The sequence below is a fragment of the Pseudoalteromonas sp. HM-SA03 genome, from assembly GCF_002289345.1.
GTDB lineage: Bacteria > Pseudomonadota > Gammaproteobacteria > Enterobacterales > Alteromonadaceae > Pseudoalteromonas.
This window is the reverse complement of sequence record NZ_NSDG01000047.1, coordinates 10,809-31,936: the sequence shown is the minus strand read 5'-3', so window position 1 is coordinate 31,936 and position 21,128 is coordinate 10,809. Positions and strand designations below refer to the sequence as shown.

Annotated in this window: 17 protein-coding genes; 10 read left to right on the top strand and 7 right to left on the bottom strand. The window is 43.4% G+C overall.

The genetic code is table 11. The annotated features are described in order from the left end of the window. Positions 1-110: 110 nt before the first annotated feature. On the top strand, positions 111-2,387 hold the full coding sequence (metE, locus tag CKO50_RS09415) for a 5-methyltetrahydropteroyltriglutamate--homocysteine S-methyltransferase (RefSeq protein WP_095727942.1): 2,277 nt from the start codon (positions 111-113) through the stop codon (positions 2,385-2,387). Position 2,388: 1 nt separating this feature from the next. Here the strand turns inward: metE and CKO50_RS25105 are convergent, their stop codons facing one another. Both CKO50_RS25105 and CKO50_RS09405 read right to left on the bottom strand, forming a co-directional pair. Beyond that, complete coding sequence (locus CKO50_RS25105) at positions 2,389-2,589, bottom strand: hypothetical protein (protein ID WP_095727941.1); 201 nt, start codon at positions 2,587-2,589, stop codon at positions 2,389-2,391. A gap of 161 nt (positions 2,590-2,750) precedes the next feature. Then, positions 2,751-5,111 (bottom strand): EAL domain-containing protein, encoded by a 2,361-nt coding sequence (locus tag CKO50_RS09405; RefSeq protein ID WP_095727940.1) that lies wholly within the window; start codon positions 5,109-5,111, stop codon positions 2,751-2,753. 185 nt (positions 5,112-5,296) lie between these two features. On the opposite strand from CKO50_RS09405, the gene pyrC reads away from it, so the two are divergent. From pyrC to CKO50_RS09390, 3 genes are all read left to right on the top strand, one after another. Continuing rightward, positions 5,297-6,334, top strand: coding sequence for a dihydroorotase (pyrC, locus tag CKO50_RS09400; protein ID WP_095727939.1), 1,038 nt, complete (start codon positions 5,297-5,299; stop codon positions 6,332-6,334). A gap of 167 nt (positions 6,335-6,501) precedes the next feature. Next, the gene (locus CKO50_RS09395) at positions 6,502-6,807 is read left to right on the top strand and encodes an H-NS family nucleoid-associated regulatory protein (RefSeq protein ID WP_095727938.1); all 306 of its coding nucleotides are present in this window, start codon (positions 6,502-6,504) and stop codon (positions 6,805-6,807) included. Between the two features lie 114 nt (positions 6,808-6,921). Beyond that, a complete protein-coding gene (locus tag CKO50_RS09390) occupies positions 6,922-8,664 on the top strand; it encodes a DEAD/DEAH box helicase (RefSeq protein ID WP_095727937.1) in 1,743 nt (580 codons plus the stop codon). Positions 8,665-8,699: 35 nt separating this feature from the next. On the opposite strand, the gene CKO50_RS09385 is transcribed toward CKO50_RS09390, so the two are convergent. Further along, positions 8,700-9,032 (bottom strand): ribonuclease E inhibitor RraB, encoded by a 333-nt coding sequence (locus CKO50_RS09385; protein ID WP_095727936.1) that lies wholly within the window; start codon positions 9,030-9,032, stop codon positions 8,700-8,702. A 239-nt stretch (positions 9,033-9,271) separates the two neighbouring features. Between CKO50_RS09385 and CKO50_RS09380 the strand changes: the two genes are divergently transcribed. The 4 genes from CKO50_RS09380 (at position 9,272) to CKO50_RS09365 (ending at position 16,353) form a co-directional block, all read left to right on the top strand. Further along, complete coding sequence (locus CKO50_RS09380) at positions 9,272-11,008, top strand: autotransporter assembly complex family protein (RefSeq protein ID WP_095727935.1); 1,737 nt, start codon at positions 9,272-9,274, stop codon at positions 11,006-11,008. Then, positions 11,008-14,667, top strand: coding sequence for a translocation/assembly module TamB domain-containing protein (locus tag CKO50_RS09375; protein ID WP_095727934.1), 3,660 nt, complete (start codon positions 11,008-11,010; stop codon positions 14,665-14,667). The genes CKO50_RS09380 and CKO50_RS09375 overlap by 1 nt, the downstream gene beginning before the upstream one ends. Positions 14,668-14,818: 151 nt before the next feature. Beyond that, positions 14,819-15,484 (top strand): transporter substrate-binding domain-containing protein, encoded by a 666-nt coding sequence (locus CKO50_RS09370; protein WP_255229510.1) that lies wholly within the window; start codon positions 14,819-14,821, stop codon positions 15,482-15,484. A 2-nt stretch (positions 15,485-15,486) separates the two neighbouring features. Then, positions 15,487-16,353 carry a peptidylprolyl isomerase gene (locus tag CKO50_RS09365; RefSeq protein ID WP_095727933.1) on the top strand — a complete coding sequence of 289 codons (867 nt, stop codon included), beginning with the start codon at positions 15,487-15,489 and terminating at the stop codon, positions 16,351-16,353. 60 nt (positions 16,354-16,413) lie between these two features. Here the strand turns inward: CKO50_RS09365 and queF are convergent, their stop codons facing one another. Further along, a complete protein-coding gene (gene queF, locus CKO50_RS09360) occupies positions 16,414-17,259 on the bottom strand; it encodes an NADPH-dependent 7-cyano-7-deazaguanine reductase QueF (protein WP_095727932.1) in 846 nt (281 codons plus the stop codon). A gap of 126 nt (positions 17,260-17,385) precedes the next feature. On the opposite strand from queF, the gene syd reads away from it, so the two are divergent. Further along, entirely contained in the window at positions 17,386-17,937 is a 552-nt protein-coding gene (gene syd, locus CKO50_RS09355) for a SecY-interacting protein (protein ID WP_095727931.1), read from the top strand. 28 nt (positions 17,938-17,965) lie between these two features. Here syd and CKO50_RS09350 read toward each other — a convergent pair whose 3' ends face one another. From CKO50_RS09350 to CKO50_RS09340, 3 genes are all read right to left on the bottom strand, one after another. Then, positions 17,966-18,739 (bottom strand): Zn-ribbon-containing protein, encoded by a 774-nt coding sequence (locus CKO50_RS09350; RefSeq protein WP_095727930.1) that lies wholly within the window; start codon positions 18,737-18,739, stop codon positions 17,966-17,968. Beyond that, positions 18,739-18,999 (bottom strand): hypothetical protein, encoded by a 261-nt coding sequence (locus tag CKO50_RS09345; RefSeq protein ID WP_095727929.1) that lies wholly within the window; start codon positions 18,997-18,999, stop codon positions 18,739-18,741. Before CKO50_RS09345 ends, CKO50_RS09350 begins: the two co-directional genes overlap by 1 nt. A gap of 71 nt (positions 19,000-19,070) precedes the next feature. Beyond that, positions 19,071-19,298: a DUF2789 domain-containing protein gene (locus tag CKO50_RS09340; RefSeq protein WP_010370914.1), complete on the bottom strand. Its 228-nt coding sequence runs from the start codon at positions 19,296-19,298 to the stop codon at positions 19,071-19,073. Positions 19,299-19,574: 276 nt separating this feature from the next. On the opposite strand from CKO50_RS09340, the gene CKO50_RS09335 reads away from it, so the two are divergent. Continuing rightward, positions 19,575-20,207: a GNAT family N-acetyltransferase gene (locus tag CKO50_RS09335; RefSeq protein WP_010606625.1), complete on the top strand. Its 633-nt coding sequence runs from the start codon at positions 19,575-19,577 to the stop codon at positions 20,205-20,207. Positions 20,208-21,128: the final 921 nt, after the last annotated feature.

Here is a 21,128-nt window from a genome sequence, read left to right as displayed (position 1 = left end):
AAAATTACAATTTAATTTTATTCATATGAAATCTGAAAAAGCATCAATTGTTGTTTTTGATTACGAGAGTTAAATTTTAGACATCCATACATCTAGACGGAATTAAAATCATGGCATTAACACATAACTTAGGTTTCCCACGCGTAGGCAAAAAACGTGAACTTAAATTTGCAGTAGAACGCTATTGGTCAGGCGACTTAACGCAAGACGACTTAATCGCAAAAGGAAAGCACATTCGTGCAGAAAATTGGGCATTGCAAGCTGACGCTGGTGTTGACCTTATCCCTGTAGGTGATTTTGCTTGGTATGATCACGTGTTGAATATTTCACTGCTTGTAGGCGCTATTCCTAGTCGTCACAAAAATGATGAGTCGGTAAATCTTGATACTTTGTTTCGGATTGGCAGGGGGCGAGCACCTAGCGGCTGTGCGTGTGCTGCAAGTGAAATGACGAAATGGTTCAACACCAATTATCATTATATCGTCCCTGAGTTAACACAAACGCAGGAATTTTCCCTGACTTGGACTGAGTTATTTACTCAAGTAGAGGAAGCACAATTACTTGGCTACCGAGCAAAACCCGTATTGGTCGGCCCGGTAACCTATCTCTACTTAGCGAAATGTGTTGGCCAAGAGTTTGATAAATTAATTTTATTAGATAAGTTATTGGCTGTATATCAGCAGGTACTTATCAAGCTTGCAGCTCAAGGTGTTGAGTGGGTACAAATTGATGAACCTATTTTAGCACTGGAAATCGACGATGCTTATCGTAACGCGCTGCGCCGGAGTTTTGATGCGTTGAGTGGTCAAGGAGTAAAAGTGTTGTTGGCCAGTTATTTTGACTCCGTACAAGCGCATGTTGAAGATATTCAATCTTACCCCGTAGAAGGCGTGCATTTTGACTGCGTAACGGCAAACTACGACTTGGCTGCATTAGATGAAGTCGTTGGGCAAGATAGCGTGCTGTCTCTTGGGATTGTGAATGGTCGTAACATTTGGCGCTCGGATCTCGAAGGTGTATATCAGCAACTTGCTCTGGTTCATGAGCGTCGCGGTGATAATCTCTGGCTCGCTCCTTCATGCTCATTATTACATACGCCAGTCGACTTAGATCAAGAGCAAAAGCTTGACAGTGAGTTAAAGTCTTGGCTCGCATTTGCCAAACAAAAAGGGCAAGAGCTGGCATTATTGAAAAATGCATTGGAGCAGCGTGATATTACCCAGTTGGTCGAATATTCTAAGCCTGTAAAAGCGCGTTTGACTTCTACTCGCGTGAATAATAATGAGGTACAGCAGCGTGTTTCAGCGCTTACAGCAAAAGACGGCCAACGCAATAGTGAATTCGCAACCAGAATTAAAAAACAAGCACAGTCGCTAAATTTACCCTTATTGCCAACCACAACGATAGGCTCTTTCCCACAAACCCAAGCGATTCGTAAGGCGCGACGTGATTATAAAGCGGGTACGTTGAGTGCTGATACTTATCAAAGCCAGATGGAAGCGGAGATCCGTTATGCCGTTGAAGAACAAGAAGCGCTTAACTTAGATGTGCTGGTTCATGGCGAAGCAGAGCGCAATGATATGGTTGAGTACTTTGGTGAATTACTCGAAGGTTTTGCCTTTACTCAGTTTGGTTGGGTGCAAAGTTATGGTTCGCGCTGTGTTAAGCCCCCAGTGATCTGGGGAGATGTCTCGCGTGTAGCACCAATGACAGTGAAGTGGACGAGTTATGCACAGAGCCTAACCAAAAAACCGATGAAGGGCATGCTAACAGGGCCGGTGACTATTTTATTTTGGTCGTTTGTCAGAGATGACTTAGACAAGCCGAGCATTGCGAATCAAATAGCTTTAGCACTGAGAGATGAAGTTGTGGATTTGCAAAATGCAGGGATTAAGGCGATCCAAATCGATGAACCTGCATTTAGGGAGGGGATGCCACTCAAAGCCAGTCAGTGGCAAACCTACTTAGCGTGGGCGGCGTATGCGTTTAGGGTATCCGCAAGTGGTGTGGATGACGAAACACAGATCCATACGCATATGTGTTATTCGGAGTTTAACGATATTATCGCCGCTATTGCAGATATGGATGCGGACGTGATCACGATTGAAACATCACGTTCAAATATGGCGTTACTCGACGCCTTTGAAGATTTTGACTATCCCAATGACATTGGACCTGGCGTTTATGATATTCACACGCCAAACGTCCCTGAGGTGGCATGGATAAAAGACTTAATTCACAAAGCAGCGAAGAAAATCCCCGTAGAAAGATTATGGGTGAATCCAGATTGTGGGCTAAAAACCCGAGGGTGGCCAGAAACTCGAGCTGCACTTGAGAATATGGTGACAGCCACCAAGGAGCTTAGAAGCGAATTAGGGAAAAGTTAATCTAAACCAGTACACATACCTCATTGTTTATATACAATGAGGTATTTGCTAGGGCATGTTGACCTTTGCTGTTTGATTTTTGTTCTTCTGAGTGTGTTTTGGTCGCGACGCTCGACTTGCCGCCTAGTAATCTAGGCAAAAGTTGAGCAACAATGAACAAAGCGCACTCAGATGAACCCAAAGGGCAGCGCTTGATTAGCATTTCTTCTGTGTTGCCCCACAAGGATGTGGGGTAAGGTGACTTTGCAGGAGCATAAAGTCTTTATCGCCAGACTTACATAGAATGACTATGCTACGTTGGCTCTGCCTTGTATAAATACCAATCAAACTGCTGCAAAAACAAACTTGAAAGATCAACAGGCCCTAGTTTCTACTCAGTAAAAATGCCATCGCTTGATCTGCGGCGAGTGGTTTAGAAACAATATAGCCTTGGCCAAATTGACAGCCTTTTTGCTTTAATAGCTGCCACTGAGTGTCGAGCTCGATACCTTCAGCGACAACGGTCAGGTTAAGTGATTGTGCAAGTTTCAAAATCGCATCAACTAGCGGGTTTTCTCTTTCAGTGAGTTGATCAATAAAGCTCTTATCAATTTTAAGCACATGAATGGGGAGCTGGTGCAAATAACCTAAAGCGGAGTAACCAGTGCCAAAGTCGTCAAGGTAAAGCTTCACTCCAAGGGATTCTAATCCTTGAATAATTTTGGTTGCGAGAGCTAAGTTTGCTATTAATCCAGATTCTGTGATTTCCAAACATAAAGAGCCTGGTGTAAGCTCATAATGATGATAAAGCTGCTGGATCGTATCAACGAACTCTAAGCTTGCGAAATGTCGCGATGAAACATTTACCGTAACGCGAGTTTTCGGCAGCTTTTGCGCTTTCCAACGTTTGAGTTGTTTGGCTGCTAATTCCAACAAATGTAAGTCAAGTTCAATGATCTGTCCGGTTTGCTCTGCAATTGGAATAAAAGCATCTGGAGAGACGAGACCATTTTTGGGGTGAAACCAACGGACGAGAGCTTCAAAGCTAACAATAGCGCCAGTCGTTAGAGAAAATATCGGCTGATAATACAGCGCAAATTCATTGTTTTTGATGCCATGTTGCAGATCATTTTCAATATCGGCTTGCTGTTTTAAGCGTTTGCGCATGGCATTATTAAAATAGCAGACCTGACCCCGACCCGAAGATTTAGCTTCGTACATGGCGGCATCTGCTTGCTGCAGTAAATTGATTGCGCTATCGGACTCGTTATCAGTGAATGCAACGCCAATACTGCTAGAGGCTTGCAGAACGTGACCATCTATATGGAGGGGCTTGGTTATAGCTGTGGTGATCCTATCAAGTAGCAGAGTGACTTGTTGCCTATCTTGGACATTTTCCATAAAAATCGCAAACTCATCACCTCCGAGCCGGGCAAAGGTATCGGTTTTGCGGATACAGCCATTTATCATTTCGACAATCGCAATCAAGAAGTGATCGCCAACATCGTGGCCAAGTGAGTCATTAATGCTCTTAAATCTGTCTAAATCGAGATAGATCAGGCAGTGCAAATTAGCGGACTCGACTCGCGCTAGCCTTAAAATGGCATGTTTGATCCGCTCTAACAATAAATAGCGATTGGCGAGACCCGTTAAATCGTCGTGCAAGGCTCTATGTTCTAGCGCCTGCCTTGAAAGCTGCCGATCTATGGCCATGCTGACTTGGCGACTTATATAAGTCAAAATAGATAAATCATGATTCACGAAAGCTTGGTCGTTATTGTAGCTTTGCAGCACAATCACGCCCTGATATTGATCATTAACCAAAAATGGTACGCCTAACCAAGAGCGTGGCGAGCGACCCACCATTTTAAAATCCCCCCGCGTAATGTGCATGCTAAATTGATCGTTATCACACAGCAGTGGTCGTTGGTTCTTCAGAATATAATAGGATGCAGTATGCTTAATCTGATCTTTTGATACCTTTTGGTGAGCATTACATTTTTCGCCTCCCTCAATCAAATAATCGATTTCTAAAATATCCTGTTGCGTATCATAAAGGCCGATAAAAAAATTCTCGGCGCAAAGCTGAGAAGCAATGATTTTATATAAGTCATCATAAAAAGCTTCAAGGTTCTCAAAGCGGTAAGTGATGTTCGCAATTTTAAGTAGGGACTTTTCTAAATTCTGTGCTTGGTGTAACTGGGCAATCGTGGTTTGGAGGTTTTCTAAGGTGCGTAACTGATGGATTTTGGCACTGAGTAAATGTGCGACCGTCGATAATATTTGTAAATGTGCGGAGGTAAAATAATCAGCCTCTGGATGCTCACAGTCAATCACACCGATTAAGTAACCATCGTACTCCAGAGGTACGCAAAGCTCTGACATGGCTGGACGTAAATCTGCAATATACATAGGGTGAGCGGCGACGTTTCCAGAAATAAAGGGCGCTCTAGTTGTTGCGACTTGTCCGGTAATACCTGAACCAATTTTTATCTTAGTTTGTTCAACACGATAATCCCCATTAGCATGGCAAACGCCCATACTTGCAGCGACTTCTAGATACTCTTGATAAGGGTCAGCGAGATAGATAACACAATCTACAAACCCCAGTCGATTAACGACCTGTGTTGTAACGTATTCAAATAATTCGTCAAGTTTGGTTAGATGCAGCAGCGACGAAGAAAACTGGTTAATGATGCTAAGCTGCTCTGTTTTTGATTCTAATTTTTGGTTCTCAGATAGCATACATATTTCTCATGAAAAGATGCTACTAAGTTAACTTAAATTGTACATATTTACCAATGTTGTGAAAAATGACAATGAGCTAAAAGTAAACTTATAAAATGAAATAATCTGCGGTTGGCCTGAAAAACTTTACTAACACCTATGTGCAGCCTATGATCGGACAAATTCAGCAGTGGAAGAGAGCAATGACGAGCAAACAAACGCTAACGATTACACGACCAGATGATTGGCATGTGCACCTACGTGATGGTGATGTCTTGGTCGACACGGTAAGAGATATTAGTCGCTACATGGGCCGCGCGATTATCATGCCAAACCTGGTACCACCAGCAACTTGCACAGAGACTGCTTTGGCTTATCGTGACCGCATTATGGCCGCTAATCCTCAAGGCAACTTTCAGCCGCTAATGGTGTTATATCTTACGGATAACACGACTCCTGAAGAAATCAAAAAAGCGAAAGCAACTGGTCATATTGTTGCTGCTAAGTTGTATCCAGCCGGTGCAACGACAAACTCAGCATCGGGTGTAACGGATATTGAAAATGTATATCCAGCGCTCGAAGCGATGCAAGAAGTTGGCATGTTGCTACTCGTGCACGGTGAAGTGACGGACTCCTCTATTGATATCTTTGATAGAGAAAAAGTATTCCTTGAGACAAAACTGTCCAAAGTCGTTGATAACTTCCCAACGTTAAAAATTGTACTCGAACATATCACGACAAAAGACGCAGTTGATTTTGTTAATCAAGCGCCTGACAACGTTGCTGCAACTATCACAGCTCATCATTTGCTTTATAACCGCAATCATATGTTGGCTGGTGGCATTCGCCCTCACTATTATTGTTTACCGATCTTAAAGCGTAATACGCATCAACAAGCGTTAATTGAAGCGGCGACAAGCGGAAGTAAAAAATTCTTCTTGGGCACAGATTCAGCCCCTCATGCGAAAGATAAAAAAGAAGCCGCATGTGGCTGTGCAGGTGCATACACTGCACATGCTGCAATTGAGCTATACGCAGAAGCATTTGAAGATGCGAATGCGCTTGATAAGTTAGAAGGTTTTGCGAGTCACTTTGGTTCGGACTTTTATGGCTTACCGCGCAATACGGATACCATTACGCTGACCAAGTCTCCTTGGCAAGTGCCTGATACATATAAATTAGGTGAAGGAACGGTTGTGCCAATTAAAGCAGGATCGACAATTGATTGGAAAGTTGAATGAGATTTAAACAGAATGTAATTAAATATTCTTAATTCTAACTAAAAAGCGCCATTATGGCGCTTTTTTCGTAACAAGATTAAAATTCATAGAATACAATTTGTTTTTTATTAATTTTAATATAGTATTCAATATAAATATTAAAACTAAGCTTAATTGAGAGAGTGTCAATGCGTGAGATCAAGTCTTTTATTAAAAATGCAAGCTATAGTGATTTAGAAAAAGCGTTAGAGCTTATTCAAAAAGCACTGAATGGGCAAAAGGAACAACAGCAAGCTAAAGAGGAAGTATTGGCTATGCTGAAAGAAAAAGGACTTACGCTGGATGATTTAGTAGGCACTACGCCGGCTGATCGTCGTTCTAAAGTAAAAGCAAAATACCGTATCGAAAAAGATGGTGAAGTAATTGAGTGGACTGGTCGTGGTAAAACACCTAAAGTATTCCAAGGTGTTAACCTAGATGATTATCTAATCTAACAATACCATATTATGAAGGTTGTTCGGTATTGAACAGTCTTTGTTTAAATAGCCTAAATAAAAGGCGTATCTACTAAGGTACGCCTTTTTTGACTTAATTATTTATATCCTGAGGTGCTTATTTACGTTTTAAGACCTTATCAACAAGAAGCGGTACAAAATACGCTGGCTCACTTTCGTAAATCAAGCGAGTCAGCTGTCATTGTGTTACCTACAGGCGCTGGAAAGAGTCTAGTGATTGCAGAGCTTGCACGGCTTGCAAAACACAAAATATTAGTATTGACTCATGTTAAAGAACTTGTAGAGCAAAATGCACAAAAATATAAAAGCTACGGATTACAAGCGAGTATTTTTTCTGCTGGATTAAAAGAAAAGTCGTTACAGCATCAGGTGACTTTTGCTAGTGTGCAGTCATTGTCTCGAAACTTATCACAACTCAATCAATTTTATTCATTAGTTATCATTGATGAATGCCACCGGGTGAGTGGGGAAGATAATAGCCAGTATCAACAAATTTTAAACCAGCTGGCTCAGTTTAACCCTGAACTAAAGTTATTAGGCTTAACAGCAACACCTTATCGGTTGGGTATGGGATGGATATACCATAAACATTATCATGGTTTTGTTAGAGGGAAAGCTGAATCACCATTCAAGCAGTGTATTTACGAATTACCACTTAGATATATGATAAAGAACTCGTATCTTACACCGCCAAATAAAATCGACCCAGCAGTTGAGAATTATGATTTTTCTAGTTTAAGTACAGATTCATTTGGGCGTTATTCAGAATCTGATATGAATACATTATTACAAGCACAAACTCGTGCAACAAAGAGCATTATCACTCATTTGCTAGCGCTCAGTGAAAATAGGACGGGAGTAATGATTTTTGCCGCGACGGTTATGCATGCAAAAGAAATCCTCGGTTATTTACCTAAGCAATATAGTGCGCTGATCACGGGGGAAACCAAATCAGCCGTGAGAGATGCACTTATCGTCCAGTTCAAAAATAGAGAAATTAAGTATTTAGTTAATGTTTCTGTGCTTACTACCGGGTTTGACGCCCCCCATGTTGATGTTATCGCTATCTTGAGACCCACGGAGTCCGTGAGTCTCTATCAGCAGATTGTAGGCAGAGGGCTTAGGCTAGGCGAAAACAAAGAAGATTGCTTTGTCATTGATTATGCAGGCAACGACTTTGACTTGTTTGCACCTGAAGTGGGAAGTAAAAAGCCAAACTCAGACAATGAGCCCGTACAAGTGCTTTGCCCTGGTTGTGGCTTTGCCAATATTTTCTGGGGCAAGATAGACGAGCAAGGTAAGCTTATAGAGCATTTTGGCAGGCGCTGTCAGGGATTGCTCGAAGACTATGATGGTCATTCACAGCAATGTGATTATCGTTTTAAGTTTAAAGAATGTGAGCAATGCGGTGCAGAAAATGATATTGCCGCAAGGCAATGCCATCAGTGCGGCGGAATAATGGCAGACCCAGATGATAAGTTGCGTGCGGCACTGAATTTAAAACATGCAATGGTACTACGCTGCAGCGGACTATGTGGCGAAGTGCTTAGTGGCAATAAATTAAAAATTACTTACTTTGACGAGGATGGGGCTAGTTGTAGTGAAGTCTATGACTTTTCCAATCAAAAGAGTCTATTTATATTTCACCAGCAATTTGCAAAGCGGCGAAAATCTACGTCGGCACCTGCGAAATGGCAGTCAGCTGAAGAAGTGATAGATACTGACTTGATTGCACCGGATTTTGTGATTGCTAAATTACACAAGAAGTTTGGTTGGCAGGTTTCTGAAAAGCTGTTTGACTATCAAGGTAGCTACAGAAAGGCTGACAAAAGTTAGCCTTTCTGTATAAAAATCGGATTTTCTGTGGCTGTTCACTCTTCCGAGGCCATTAAGCCCCAGCCATCGCCATATCCTTCATAACCATTGGCTATGCTTTCTAGATATTGCTCCGTCTGACTCAGTAGCTCGTGCATCGGGACCATAGTCACCGTGGTGATCACTTCCCAAACGCCTGTGTCAGGGCATTGTTGTAACTGGGTTTTCGGTGCTAATTCGTCTTTCTCAATCGCGCCAATGAAGCGCTTAGCATCACCAGCTTGCTCGAAAAGAATATAAAAATCGATATTCTGCATTTGCGTCAGATCAACGCCAGCAGCGGCAATCTCAGCTAGAAGCTCACCGTTATCATCATTTGGGAATTGCATAATTTCACTCTGCAGGTTCAATTGTTGCTATTGTCCGTCATCTGCAAGAAAATAAAAAGTATGAATGTAAATAAATGTGCGATAAAACCCACTGCGTTACAACAAAATACACCCTATGTTCAGCTTTAGCTCAGTAAAATTGCAGTTTCTCTGAAAAGTCGTTTTACAGTATCCATTTTCACAAGCACAATGGCATTATCGATGCCCATAAGTCGCGATATTTAGGTCGTTTTATTTTAATGAAGCCGTATTTCTCTTGTTTAACATTAGCGCTCTTTTTGTGCTGCTTTTCCTCGTTTAACGCCGGTGCTGAGTCTCGTCCTGCATCAGTAAAAATCTCCAACATTGAAGTCAAAGTCGAGAACGGCGACGTAGAAGACAACATCATTGGTTTTTTAAAATCTTACAAAGGTAAGCCAAAAGTCCCTCGGGTGATGAAAGAGGTGCGTGCGGACATACGTCGCGCTTTGCATGCTTTAGGTTATTATCATTTTGATATTCAACTCAGTGGAGAAGGGCAAAACGTCATAGCCGAAGTCAAACTTGAAGCACCACTGAACTGGCAAGATGTTAATATTGAGCTTGTGGGAGTGGGTAAGGACAATGCAGATTTAGTTTCGCTTATCAAAGATGTACCGATCCAAGTTGGCAAGCAAGTCAATCATAGTGATTATCAGGCAACGAAAAGCCGCTTTGAAAGCGAGCTACTAGAACTTGGATATTTTGATTATCAATGGCAAGAGTCCAAATTGCTTGTTCACAAAGCGAATCGCTATGCTGGTGTACGACTGCTGCTCAACACGGGTAAACGTTATCAATTTGGTGACCTCGCTATTGAGGGAAACACCAAAGCGGCTAACTATATACGCTCGCTAAGCCCATTTTCGAAAGGGCAGCCGTTTGAAGCGAGCCTCTTGTCTGATTTTAATCTGTCTTTAAATGCCACCCCTTATTTTAGTGCGATAAAGGTTTATCCACTGTTAAAGGAGCGGACGAGCGAACAGATCCCTGTTCGAGTGAGTGTTGAAGACAAACCCGCAAATAGCTTTGAAGTGGGCGCAGGCTACAGTGATGATGTGGGTGCAAAAACCCGTTTTAAGTGGACTAAACCTTGGATCACCGAGGATGGCCATTCCTTTGAGTCCAATCTGAGACTGTCGCAAAAGCAACAAGATATCACTGCAAGTTATACTATTCCTGTAGACAATCCTAACGACGATTTGTGGCGTGTGTTAGGTGGTTATAAGGTGCAGGATGAAGTAACGGAAGGGATCAACAGTCGGATTTGGAACGTACAGGCACAGCGACAATGGCTAACGGATGACGAGTGGGTGAGGACGGCGTTTTTGAAACGTGAACACGAAACCACGGAACAGCGAGGCGAAAAACAACGGACGGAAATGTTGATCCCAGGTATTAGCTACTTAAAGAAAGAAAGTAAAGGTGGCGCGCTACCTTATTGGGGGAACAAGCGCCTGATCTCCATTGAAGCTGCAGCAGATTCTGTACTATCGTCTGCGAATATGTTGAAGGTGAGATGGAACAATGAATGGCTAAGAAGTTTTGACACCAAGCACTTGTTTTTTGGTCGCTTAGACTTAGGGGCGATCGTGACAAAAGATATTGACCAAATTCCGTTTACCCACCGTTTTCTCGCTGGGGGAGATCAAAGTATCCGTGGTTTTGCCTATGAATCTATCGGCCCTCGCGATGACGAAGGGCGTATACTTGGCGGCAGATATTTAGCCACTGGAACAGTGGAATATAACTATCAATTCCATCCAAGTTGGCGAGCTGCTTTGTTTGTTGATGCGGGTACTGCAACGAACGATTTCTCGGACGCTTGGGAAGTTGGAGCCGGGTTTGGTTTTCGTTATTTAACCCCCGTTGGTCCAATCCGGCTCGATCATGCTTGGGGGCTGACCAAAGAAAGTAAAAGCACCCGTCTCAGTATTGTTATAGGACCTGAAATCTAATGCAGTTCAGAAGCTTAAGAATCAAAATCATTACTGCCATTATTAGCCTATTTTTACTTTTGGTTTGTTTATGTTTTACCTTGCCTGGGCAAAAGTTACTGGTTTGGGTAGCGAATAAAACGGTTTCAGGGTTAGAAATCGATGGGCTAGACAAGCGCTTATTATCTGGCGCCAATCTTACGTTGCGTTATCACAATGACGATATCGATATTCGCCTTAGAGACACCAAAGTTACTGTTGAGTGGTTGGCCTGTGCCAGCGTTTGCATTGCGCTAGACGCAAAAACGATAGCGATCGTACAAAAGCAGAAAAGTGTCAGCGAAGCGGAAACTACGGAAAGTGGCCAAGTTGAGTTACCACTGCCAATTGCAATAAAACGTGCGCAAGTTCAGCAATTTTCGTTGGAAACGCCGGATATTACAGTGCAATTGCAAGGCTTAGACACGCAGCTGTCAGGTTCTGGCTCACATTTTAATGTCCCTTTTTTGTTGTTAGATAGTGTGAAGTTGACCACCAAGGTAACTGAGCAACCAGTGCCTGCAAAATCGACAGCACCACTGAATGCATTAGTGCCACTCCAACTACCCAAGATAGACCTGCCGCTAACCGCTGAGCTCGGCGAGTTAAAGATTAACAACCTCGCGGTAGATGAGCAGACACTTGAGAATATCAAGCTTTCTCAAGTTGTAGTGGATGAAAATGTGGACGTGGAGCAGGTTCAGCTTAACTATCAAGAATGGTTTATATCAGCAGCGGCAGAAATCTTGCTTAACGACTGGACTATTGATCTTAGGTCAACCGTGAGTGCGCCACAGGGTTTAGCCAGTTTAACGCTGGCGGGTCGCCCTCACGATCTTACGCTTACTTTGAATAGCGAGGGAATGGCGTTTGCAAAACTGCAAGCCCATGCGGATTTGACAGCGACAAATTGGCCATTTGAGTTACAGGGTCAAATAGATAAATTAGTTATTCCTTCAGAGCCCACGACTTTAAAAGGTGCGACACTCGGCTTGAGCGGGGATGCCTCAAAATACAATTTGTCAGGCTCAATCGCTGTTAATACTGTGCAGTTTGGTGATGTTACCGCGACACTTGAAGGGCAAGGTGGACTACAAGCGTTTACTCTAGCTAAAGCAGCGCTTCAGTTTGAAAAAGCGCAAGCGCACATAGCGGGACAAGTGAACTGGGCGCAAGGGGTGAAGGGTAAAGTGAACGGGGAATTTTCTCAACTACCAATCGATAGATTGCTAGGGCTAGTGCAATACGATGCAGGCCAGACGGAAAACGATACGCTGGCAGGGCAGTTCGCGCTTGATTTTGTGAGTCAAGGTGAGCAGTGGCAGGTTAATGTTGAGCGCTTTAAGCTCGATGGTAAAGTGGCGGGTACACCGTTTAATGCGGACGTTAAGGTTGTTGTGGATGAGAGTCTGCTAGGCGAGTTTAGCCATGCACGCCTGAATTATGGCAAAAATAGCCTGACGGTAAGCGGTGAGCTTGGTCAGCAATTAGATCTCGATATTGACTTTCAGTTTGAGCAGGCGGCAAATACGCTTATTCCCGCTGACTTAAAGGGCAGTGGAGAAATTTTTATTCAGGGTGACCACCTCAAGCCGAGTATTCAGACCGATATTAAGTTTGATTCTGTGCGCTACCAGAATATAGCACTACATGGCTTAACGACGAAAGGCACGGTTGATATTGCCAATGAAGTGACTGGGCAAATTAAACTGGCATTAGACCGTTTGATTGTTGACTCTGAAATGGTTGAAGACATTCGTTTAGCTGTGAAAGGCAATCAGCAGCAACATAACGCGACATTGGATATTCGTGATAAGCGAGTGGTTGCAAGCTTTGAAGTCAATGGCAAGGTGCAACATTCCACTTGGCAGGGAGAATTATCGTCTGGTGAGGTAACTTCTCAAGGGCAAACGATAGCATTGCAAGGTCCTGCCGCAATCGTGATCAGTGATGTCAGTCAGCGCATTGCAAAGCAGTGTTGGCAGATGGATGATACCGATTTGTGTTTTGCAGCCGAGCAACAAGGCACACAAGGGCAGGCCGATGTTAAACTGGAGAAATTGGCACTGGCTAAACTACAAACTTGGTTGCCAGCAGAGCTCAAAGTAACTGGTGAAACTCAGGCTGTGGCTAAACTTGCGTGGCAAAACGGCCAAGTAACGCGAGCCGATGGCGAGCTGAACATTGTTGATGCCGGCGTTACGACTCATGGGCAAACATTTTCAATTTCTGAATTTAAAGCGTTACTAAAAACCAATAACAAACAAATCCACGCTGATTGGCGCATGACCTCCGATATCTTAGGTAAGTTCAGTGGTGATACGCGTGTGCCGCTAGATAAACAATCCCCCCAATTAGCTGGTAACGTAAAAATAGAGTCAATTGAGCTGGCTAAATTGTCAGCGCTACTAAACGGAGTAACGGAACAAAGCTTTGACCTGCAAGGGGAAGTGCTAGGGGATATAAATATCTCAGGCAGCCTCGCAGCCCCTGAAGTGAATGGTAAGCTAACCGCCCAGCGCTTGTTTATGTCTTCTGACTCTTTGCCTGTGGAAATCGATAAAGGTCACATTAACCTTGATTTTAATACCACATCCGCTCAGTTAGAGGCTGAGCTAACTGCAGCAAAAGGTGGCAAGGTGGCACTAATTGGCGAAGCCTATTGGTCGCCCGAGCTCTCTGCTGAAGTGAAAATAAAGGGCGAAAATATTTATGTGCAACCAGACTCGCAGATTGAACTAACCGCAAGCCCGGATTTAACACTCGCCTATAAAGATAAGATTGCGCGAGTACTTGGAGAAATTGTGGTGCCGTTTGGCCGAGTAAACATTGAATCTCTGCCAGAGGGAGTCACTTCGCCGAGCGACGATGAAGTCATTGTCGATGCCAAAGTGCAAAAGCAGATGTCGGTGCCAGTGCAACACGAAATAGATTTAAAACTGACCGTTAAAGATAACTTTAGGGTGAGGGCGTTAGGATTAGATAGCTTTGTTACCGGTGCAATCGAAATTGACAAGCAAGTTGAGTCACCAATGCTGGCAACGGGAGAGTTGCAATTGCGAGAGGGCAGATATCGTGCATTTGGCCAAGACTTGTTGATCCGCACCGGACAGGTTGGCTTCAATGGCGCACTAGATAAACCTTATTTGAACATTAGCGCTATTCGTAATCCAGCGACAACTGCTAACGATGTGATAGCCGGTGTTGAGTTCACAGGCAACATTGCTAAGCCGCGTTTGACCGTGTTTTCAGAGCCTGCAATGGACCAAGCAAAGGCGTTGTCATACCTACTTAACGGTCAGCCTTTAGGGGAGTCTGAAACCTCTAATAATGCGCTACTCACGCAGTTTTTACTCTCACAGGGAATTGATCGAAGTGAAAGCTTCTTTAGCAAAGCGGGTGAATCACTTGGACTTTCAGATGTTAACCTATCAGCCAAAGGCAGTGGTGACGATACACAAGTTGAGGTTTCTGGTTATATCACTCCCAATGTTCAGGTCAGTTATCGTGTTGGGGTATTTGAGTCTATCAATGAAATTGCGCTGCGCTATCGTGTTTTTTCGAAGTTTTATGTTGAAGCCACGAGCGGTTTGTACAACAGTATAGACTTCTTATATAAGTTTGATTGGGATGACAAATGAAGCGGTTTTGGCTCGCTCTAGGTTTTGTGATACTTCCTCTCAAAGCGCAAGAAACAACGGAAATTAGAATTAGCGCTGGTGCCGATCCGTACATTATAGAGCTGCTTACTTGACTCTGTCATACCAGATAGAGTCACCACGGCTCGTATCTGTGAGAAGTATTCCTTCTCAAGACAGAGCGGTGCGCCTGCTTGGAGAAAAAGGGGGGCTGGATGTCAGTTGGTTAGTGACTAACTCACAGCGCGAAAAGGTCGCAAATGCAATTCGCATTCCCCTAGTGAAAGGTATTTTGGGTTATCGCATTCCTTTAGTGCGCAAACATAATCAAGCCTTGCTGAGTGGAGTACGCTATATTGGCGACTTGCGCCGAATTACTTTTGGTTTACGCAGAGATTGGCCAGACCATCAGATTTTTGAGCGTAATGGCCTCAGTGTGACTTCTTTCTCACAAGAAGACAGTGGCTACGACATGCTGCTGAAAAAACGTTTTGATGTGTTGCCAAGCGATTTAGTGAGTATTGAAGCTGCCCTGAGTGACACGGACTTGGTCGCAGATCAGCATGTGGTGTTTTACTACCCTTCAGCGGTATATTTTTTTGTTTCTCACGACAACCCGTTGCTCTATAGCCAAATTGAGAAAGGCCTTAAAAGCGCACTGCAAGATGGCCGATTTGAGGCGTTATTTTTAAAACACTTTTCCGCTCGTCTTGAAAAGCTAGATCTTAAAAATAAAACAGTCATAGAATTAGACAACCCAAACCTGCCACCCAGTGCGCCGTTGGAGGTGCCATTTTATTGGTATAAACAAGGAAAATAATAATGAAAAAAACCTTACTACTTATTACGCTTGCCATAAGTTCATCTTTTGTCTTGGCAAAACCTTATACAAAGTCACCATCGGAAGTTGTTGCTGAGGCCAAAAGTAGCGATTGGCAGCAGTTGGACCCTGAAAATATTCTTAAAATAGAACTACAAACAGGACCAGTCTATATCGCGCTTAACCCTGAACTTGCGCCTAATCATGTGACAAATATTAAAGCGTTAGCGCGAGAGGGGTTTTACACTAACTTGAGTATGTATCGGTTTGTGGAAAACTTTGTGGCTCAAGGCGGCGATATGTCGGACAAGAAAATGCCGCAAAAAGGAAAAAAAGCGATTGCCGCTGAGTTTTTTTATAGCACAGAATCAACCTTGAAGATCACATCGCTAGATGCTGTGGACGGCTACGCGCCGCGTACCGGGTTTTTAAATGGTTTTGCCGTAGGACAAAATGAAGCTGGGACCAAAACCTGGATGACACACTGCGTTGGTTCGTTTGCCATGGCCAGAACCAACGATGTTAATAGTGGTGGTACCGAGTTTTACATCACGTTGACGCCGCAGCGGTACCTAGACAAAAACACCACCGTGTTTGGGCAGTTATTATCGGGAATGGAGCATGTTCAGCATCTAGATCGTAAACCAGTTGCTGGACAAGCGTATAATATTATCAAAGGCGTTACGGTACTTGCTGATGTAAAAGGTGCACCTTCTTTTAAAAGGCTAAAGACAAATACGCCGATTTTTGAGTCGCTAATTGCTGCACGTAAAAATAGAGCGGGAGATTGGTTTGTTGATACGCCAAATCACACCGATATATGTTCGGTCCCCGTCCCTGTTGAAATGGAAGACACGACAGGGGAATAAATAGCAATACTTAGATGTGATAAAAAGCCAAGCCATGTGAGAACATGGCTTTTTTACGTTTTACTGTCGGTTAGTTCTTACCGTATACGGAGTCTGATCTTGTTCACTCGAACGATATGGATTGATATCTAACCCGCCACGGCGAGTATAGCGCGCATAAACGGATAATTTTTCAGGGTTAAAGGTGCGCCAAAGCTCACAGTAAATGCGCTCCACACATTGCTCATGGAACTCGTTGTGGTCACGGAATGAGATTAGGTACTTAAGCAGCGCTTCTCGGTCGATTTGCTTACCACGGTAACTTATCACCACGCTTGCCCAGTCTGGCTGTGAGGTGATCAAGCAATTTGACTTGAGTAAGTGGCTGTGAAGCGTCTCGTCGACCACATCCTCAGAGGCAAGTTGTAGTAAGTTACTATTTGGTGTGTAGCTATCAACTTCAATATCCAGCTCGTCGATACACTCACCAGGGAGGCGCGAGAAAGGAATACAATCAAATTCGTCTGCACCAAATAATGTCACGCTAACTTGGCTATTTGATACCGTGGAAAGATCCGCAGCTAGCGTTTGGCGCACGGTTTCCATCGTATCAAAGCGACTTTGGTTAAAGCTATTCAAGTAAAGTTTGAACGATTTTGACTCAATGATATGCGAGCTTTGGCAAGGAAAAACAAAAGTGGCAACCGCAACTTGAGGCTTACCTTTGTTATTGAGCCAAGACAATTCGTAGCCTGTCCAGGTATCTTCACCTTTGAATGGTAAAGCGGACTCATCAACATTGATTTGGTCACGGTTGAGTTTACGTGCAATGGGGTGCAGTAGGCTTGGAGTATAAACACTGGCATATTCTGTGGTTTTACCAAGCACAGAAGATTGCAGCTCTGGCGAGTTACTGTAGTCTGTCATGTTAATTCAAATCTCGTTACAATGCGGTCATTATAACGAATGTTCACCTCGGGATTAATAGCTATTTGCTTAATTACACGAAACAAGTATTCGCCCATGGTGAGAAAAATAAAGAGAGCTTTATATATGACTCAGCCCGTAAATATGGCGCGCTTGCATCAAGCCTATGTAGATTATCATCAACAAGCCTTTAAAGACTTACCAAGTACCGAGCATGATGAAAGTTGGCCGAGTCCATGTGAGCAGGGTGAACCGAACAAGCTTAATGAGATAAAATGGCTAGCGGCAGCGCGCTCGCCAGCGGGGCATTTAAATGATTTAGCCAAAGCGTTGGAAACACAATTTCCTGAGGGATTGAACGGACTGTATGGTGATTTCTTTGCTGGCAATATCATGGCATTTATTGAGGGTAAGCAAATTGAGCTACTGCAAGCCTGGAACGAAGATGACTTCGAGCGCTTGCAGCAAAATATCACCGGCCATATTTTAATGAAGCGCAGGCTCAAACAACCTGAAACCGTGTTTATCGGCTTAACAGAAGCTGACGACTTATTGGTGTCGGTCGATGTCGCTACGGGTCAAGTTGGGTTAGAGTTTGTCGGTAAGAAGCAGCACCATGTTTTGGCTGATTCTATTGCAGAGTTTGTGGAAAAACTGACAGTCAACTATCCAATATAGCTAGTTGGCATAAAGGAGCTTGTGCTCCTTATTGAAAGTCCCACGAAATATTCGAGACTAATTGGCAAGTTTCACAGCGAAAGTCGAAAAGGCCGAACCATGGCTCCTCGAGCAACCAGTCTCCCTGACAACTTGGACATTTTCTTGCTTTTTCTGCGGCGAGGTTTTCGCCACCAACACGATATAAATAATAGTAAACCGGCTTTTTTGTGAGATAGCGAATACGTTTGCTCAAATCCATGCCACGTCTAAACAAATCGCTACTCGTACTGGAAATTTCTTCCAGTGCAGCAAATTCGCAGCGAGTCGCGCCATTGATCTGTATTTGATCGCAGGCTTGCCAATCTTCTTTCCATTTGATCAGTGCTTTGTAATCACCATTGGCAATAGCTGGGATTTTATATAAAGGCACTGGTAAAAAGTCGTCGCCGCAATACAGTGGACTACAAGTGTGTACGTATGTGGTGTAGAGAATGTAGCTTGACGGTTCATGACAGGCATCAGCGCTGTTGGCATGTATATCTTGCCCAAAAACTTTGACCTTAGGTGCAAGCAAGCCTGATTGCTGTAGCTGGTCAATCGCAAACTTCACAAAAGGACTATGGTTTAATGGATGCAAAGCGTCTTCTTCAGGACACATCACACGAGTGACGAAATAGCCATCTTTAAGTACAGTTGGAAATTCGTCACCAATGATTTGACCATTAAAGCGAAGCGCATTGACCACACGGTTAATGGCCTGCTCGGCAGCATCTAAGGTGGTTTCCTCATAGCAATCAAAAGTTAAGTCGACAACAAACACTACGACTTCTCCAATAAGGCAATGAGCTTATCAAGCTTAGCTTCAATTCTATCTAATTGGCTTTGTGAACTTGCTTTGACGACCTCCTCAACCTCTTGATAGTGATCAATACAGGTAGGGTCTTGTTTGTACGCAGCAACGCCTGAGATAACGTCTGGCATTGCGACGCTTTGGGTTAATTTGCTTTTTGTTAGCGCGACGGTTGGAGTCTTTCCACTATCGACTAATTTTTTGATAGCTCTGGCAACAGCAGGGTGCATAGAGGTTCCTAAACGCCTTAATCATAGGAGTGGATCATAGCACCAAGTTACGCAAGGAGCGATTGCTTTAGCTATCTTAACATCGCATCTAGTTCGTCAATGATTTCACTCCAATCAGCGTCTTCTTTCAGTGATTCTTCAATAAAGTGACGCTGTCCTTCATTCCAAAATGGTGCTTGGCTTAACAGCATATCATCAGGAAGGCGGTGTTGTTTGACAAACCCTTCAATCGCCTTGGGATTGTTGTCGAGCCCAAGTTGGGCAAATAAAGTACTCATAGTGTGGCGACTAGTATCCATTTCGTTCTCCCTCGTTTGCTTGAATTTTACTCACTAACTATAGTAAAGGTGGTTGTAAAACCTTTAGCAAGTCATCATCAATAAAAATCATAATGACTAATACGATGGTAAATATACCTGTCCACGACTGAATAAATTGTGACTTGTATCAATATCTACCACTAGCGAGTAGCCGTACATTATTAAAGTACACAGAAAAAATTCTGAGGTTTTGATATTAAGTAGTATTTCGGCATGATTATCAGAAGCTTGGGGCAATAACAATAAGGAACCATGATGTCAGTAGAAACTTCTCAACATGAATTAATCGTTAGATATTTAAATCCAGAAGATATCAACGTAGCCGCGAGTGTGTTGTATCAGGCTTACCATGATGATCCGTTACTCAAGCAGGTATTGGAGGCAAAACAAGAAGCAATTTTTGAAAAAAAACTCAGAGCCTTAATACGAGAGGAGCTGTCGGCATTTGGTCAAACGGGGCAGCCGATGGTGGGGTTATATCATCAAGATAGATTGGTCGCGGTAGCATGCGTTATTGCAAATGGCGATGAATTGGACGCAAATCGGCAGTGGCATTGGCGATTACGACTCATGATGAGTGCGGGATATTTGCAAACGCAGCAGCTTATCGATAAAGAAAAGTCGATTAGACAAGCGTTGCAAACGCAAGAGCCGTGTCACTTTTTATCTCTAATTGCCGTTGACCCACATGTTCAAGGGCTTGGCTATGGCCACTATTTACTCACTGCGTTGGATGATTTAATTGCACAAAGTGAAGAAACGAAAGGGATGGCAGTATTTATTACTAAGCCAGAACAAGCGCAGTTTTTTGCGGGTCACGGTTATCAAGTTCTGCAAAAGATGGCGTTTAGCTCAGTAGAGGGCACATTACTATTTAAGAGCAAATAGCAACAATGGAAATTACCATGTAAGAGATCTCGTACGAGAATGTGGGTTAAGGCGCTTTGTAGTACCGAATTTGTAGTGTGATTTTTAGTTACCCTTCTGTTTTTAAAGAAGTTACTTTGTTTTTCTTTTAAATGACAAGAAAAAGATTGTTCCGAGCTATCTAACAAAAGAGCTCAATCCCCGTAAACTTAACAATGTAAGGAAACACAAGAGCAGGAGCTCAGCGTCAAAGGATAAGGAATTTGACAACAAGAGAAGGATGTATTGCATAGGGCAAGGAAGATCAGGAACTCGAGGAAGCGAGTGTGAAGCGGAGCTTCACTAGGGATAAGGAGACACATGGAGTGTCAAGGAGCGCGGGAAGCGTAGTGGAGCAAGGAAGAGCAGATAAGGACGAGCAAGGCTCTAGGATGAGGGAGCGCAATCTGGATGATTGCGAAGTGGATGGGTTACACTGGACGTAACAATGTATAGGGAGCACATAGGGATTATGTGAAGCGGAGCCAAGGTGGCATTGGAGCGCGGGAAGCGAAGAGGAGGCCAAGGTGGCTAAAATGGAGATGCATTGGAAGTGCTAATGGATGACACAAGGATGGGATTCGGGTAGGTCGGAGTACATACCCGTTCAGGGGAAGAAGAATTGGCGGATGGCTTTTGGGTTGTAAAGCAGAGGAATTGGATACCTCTTGGGATAATCGTCAGGATTGAGGCGCAGCAGATAGGCTAGCGCCTTAGTTTTTTGTGACGGTTGTAAATTTGATGTATATTTTCCTAGTAACTTAGTTGAAGTTCTCAAAACTCTCCGCTTGCAGTTTCATTCTTATCTTTCGATCTCCTTGCTAGATTATTCCACTCTCATTTTAGTCTTAATACTTGCTCAATTTTAAGGAGCAAATCTGACGCTAACCGCGTTAAAAATTT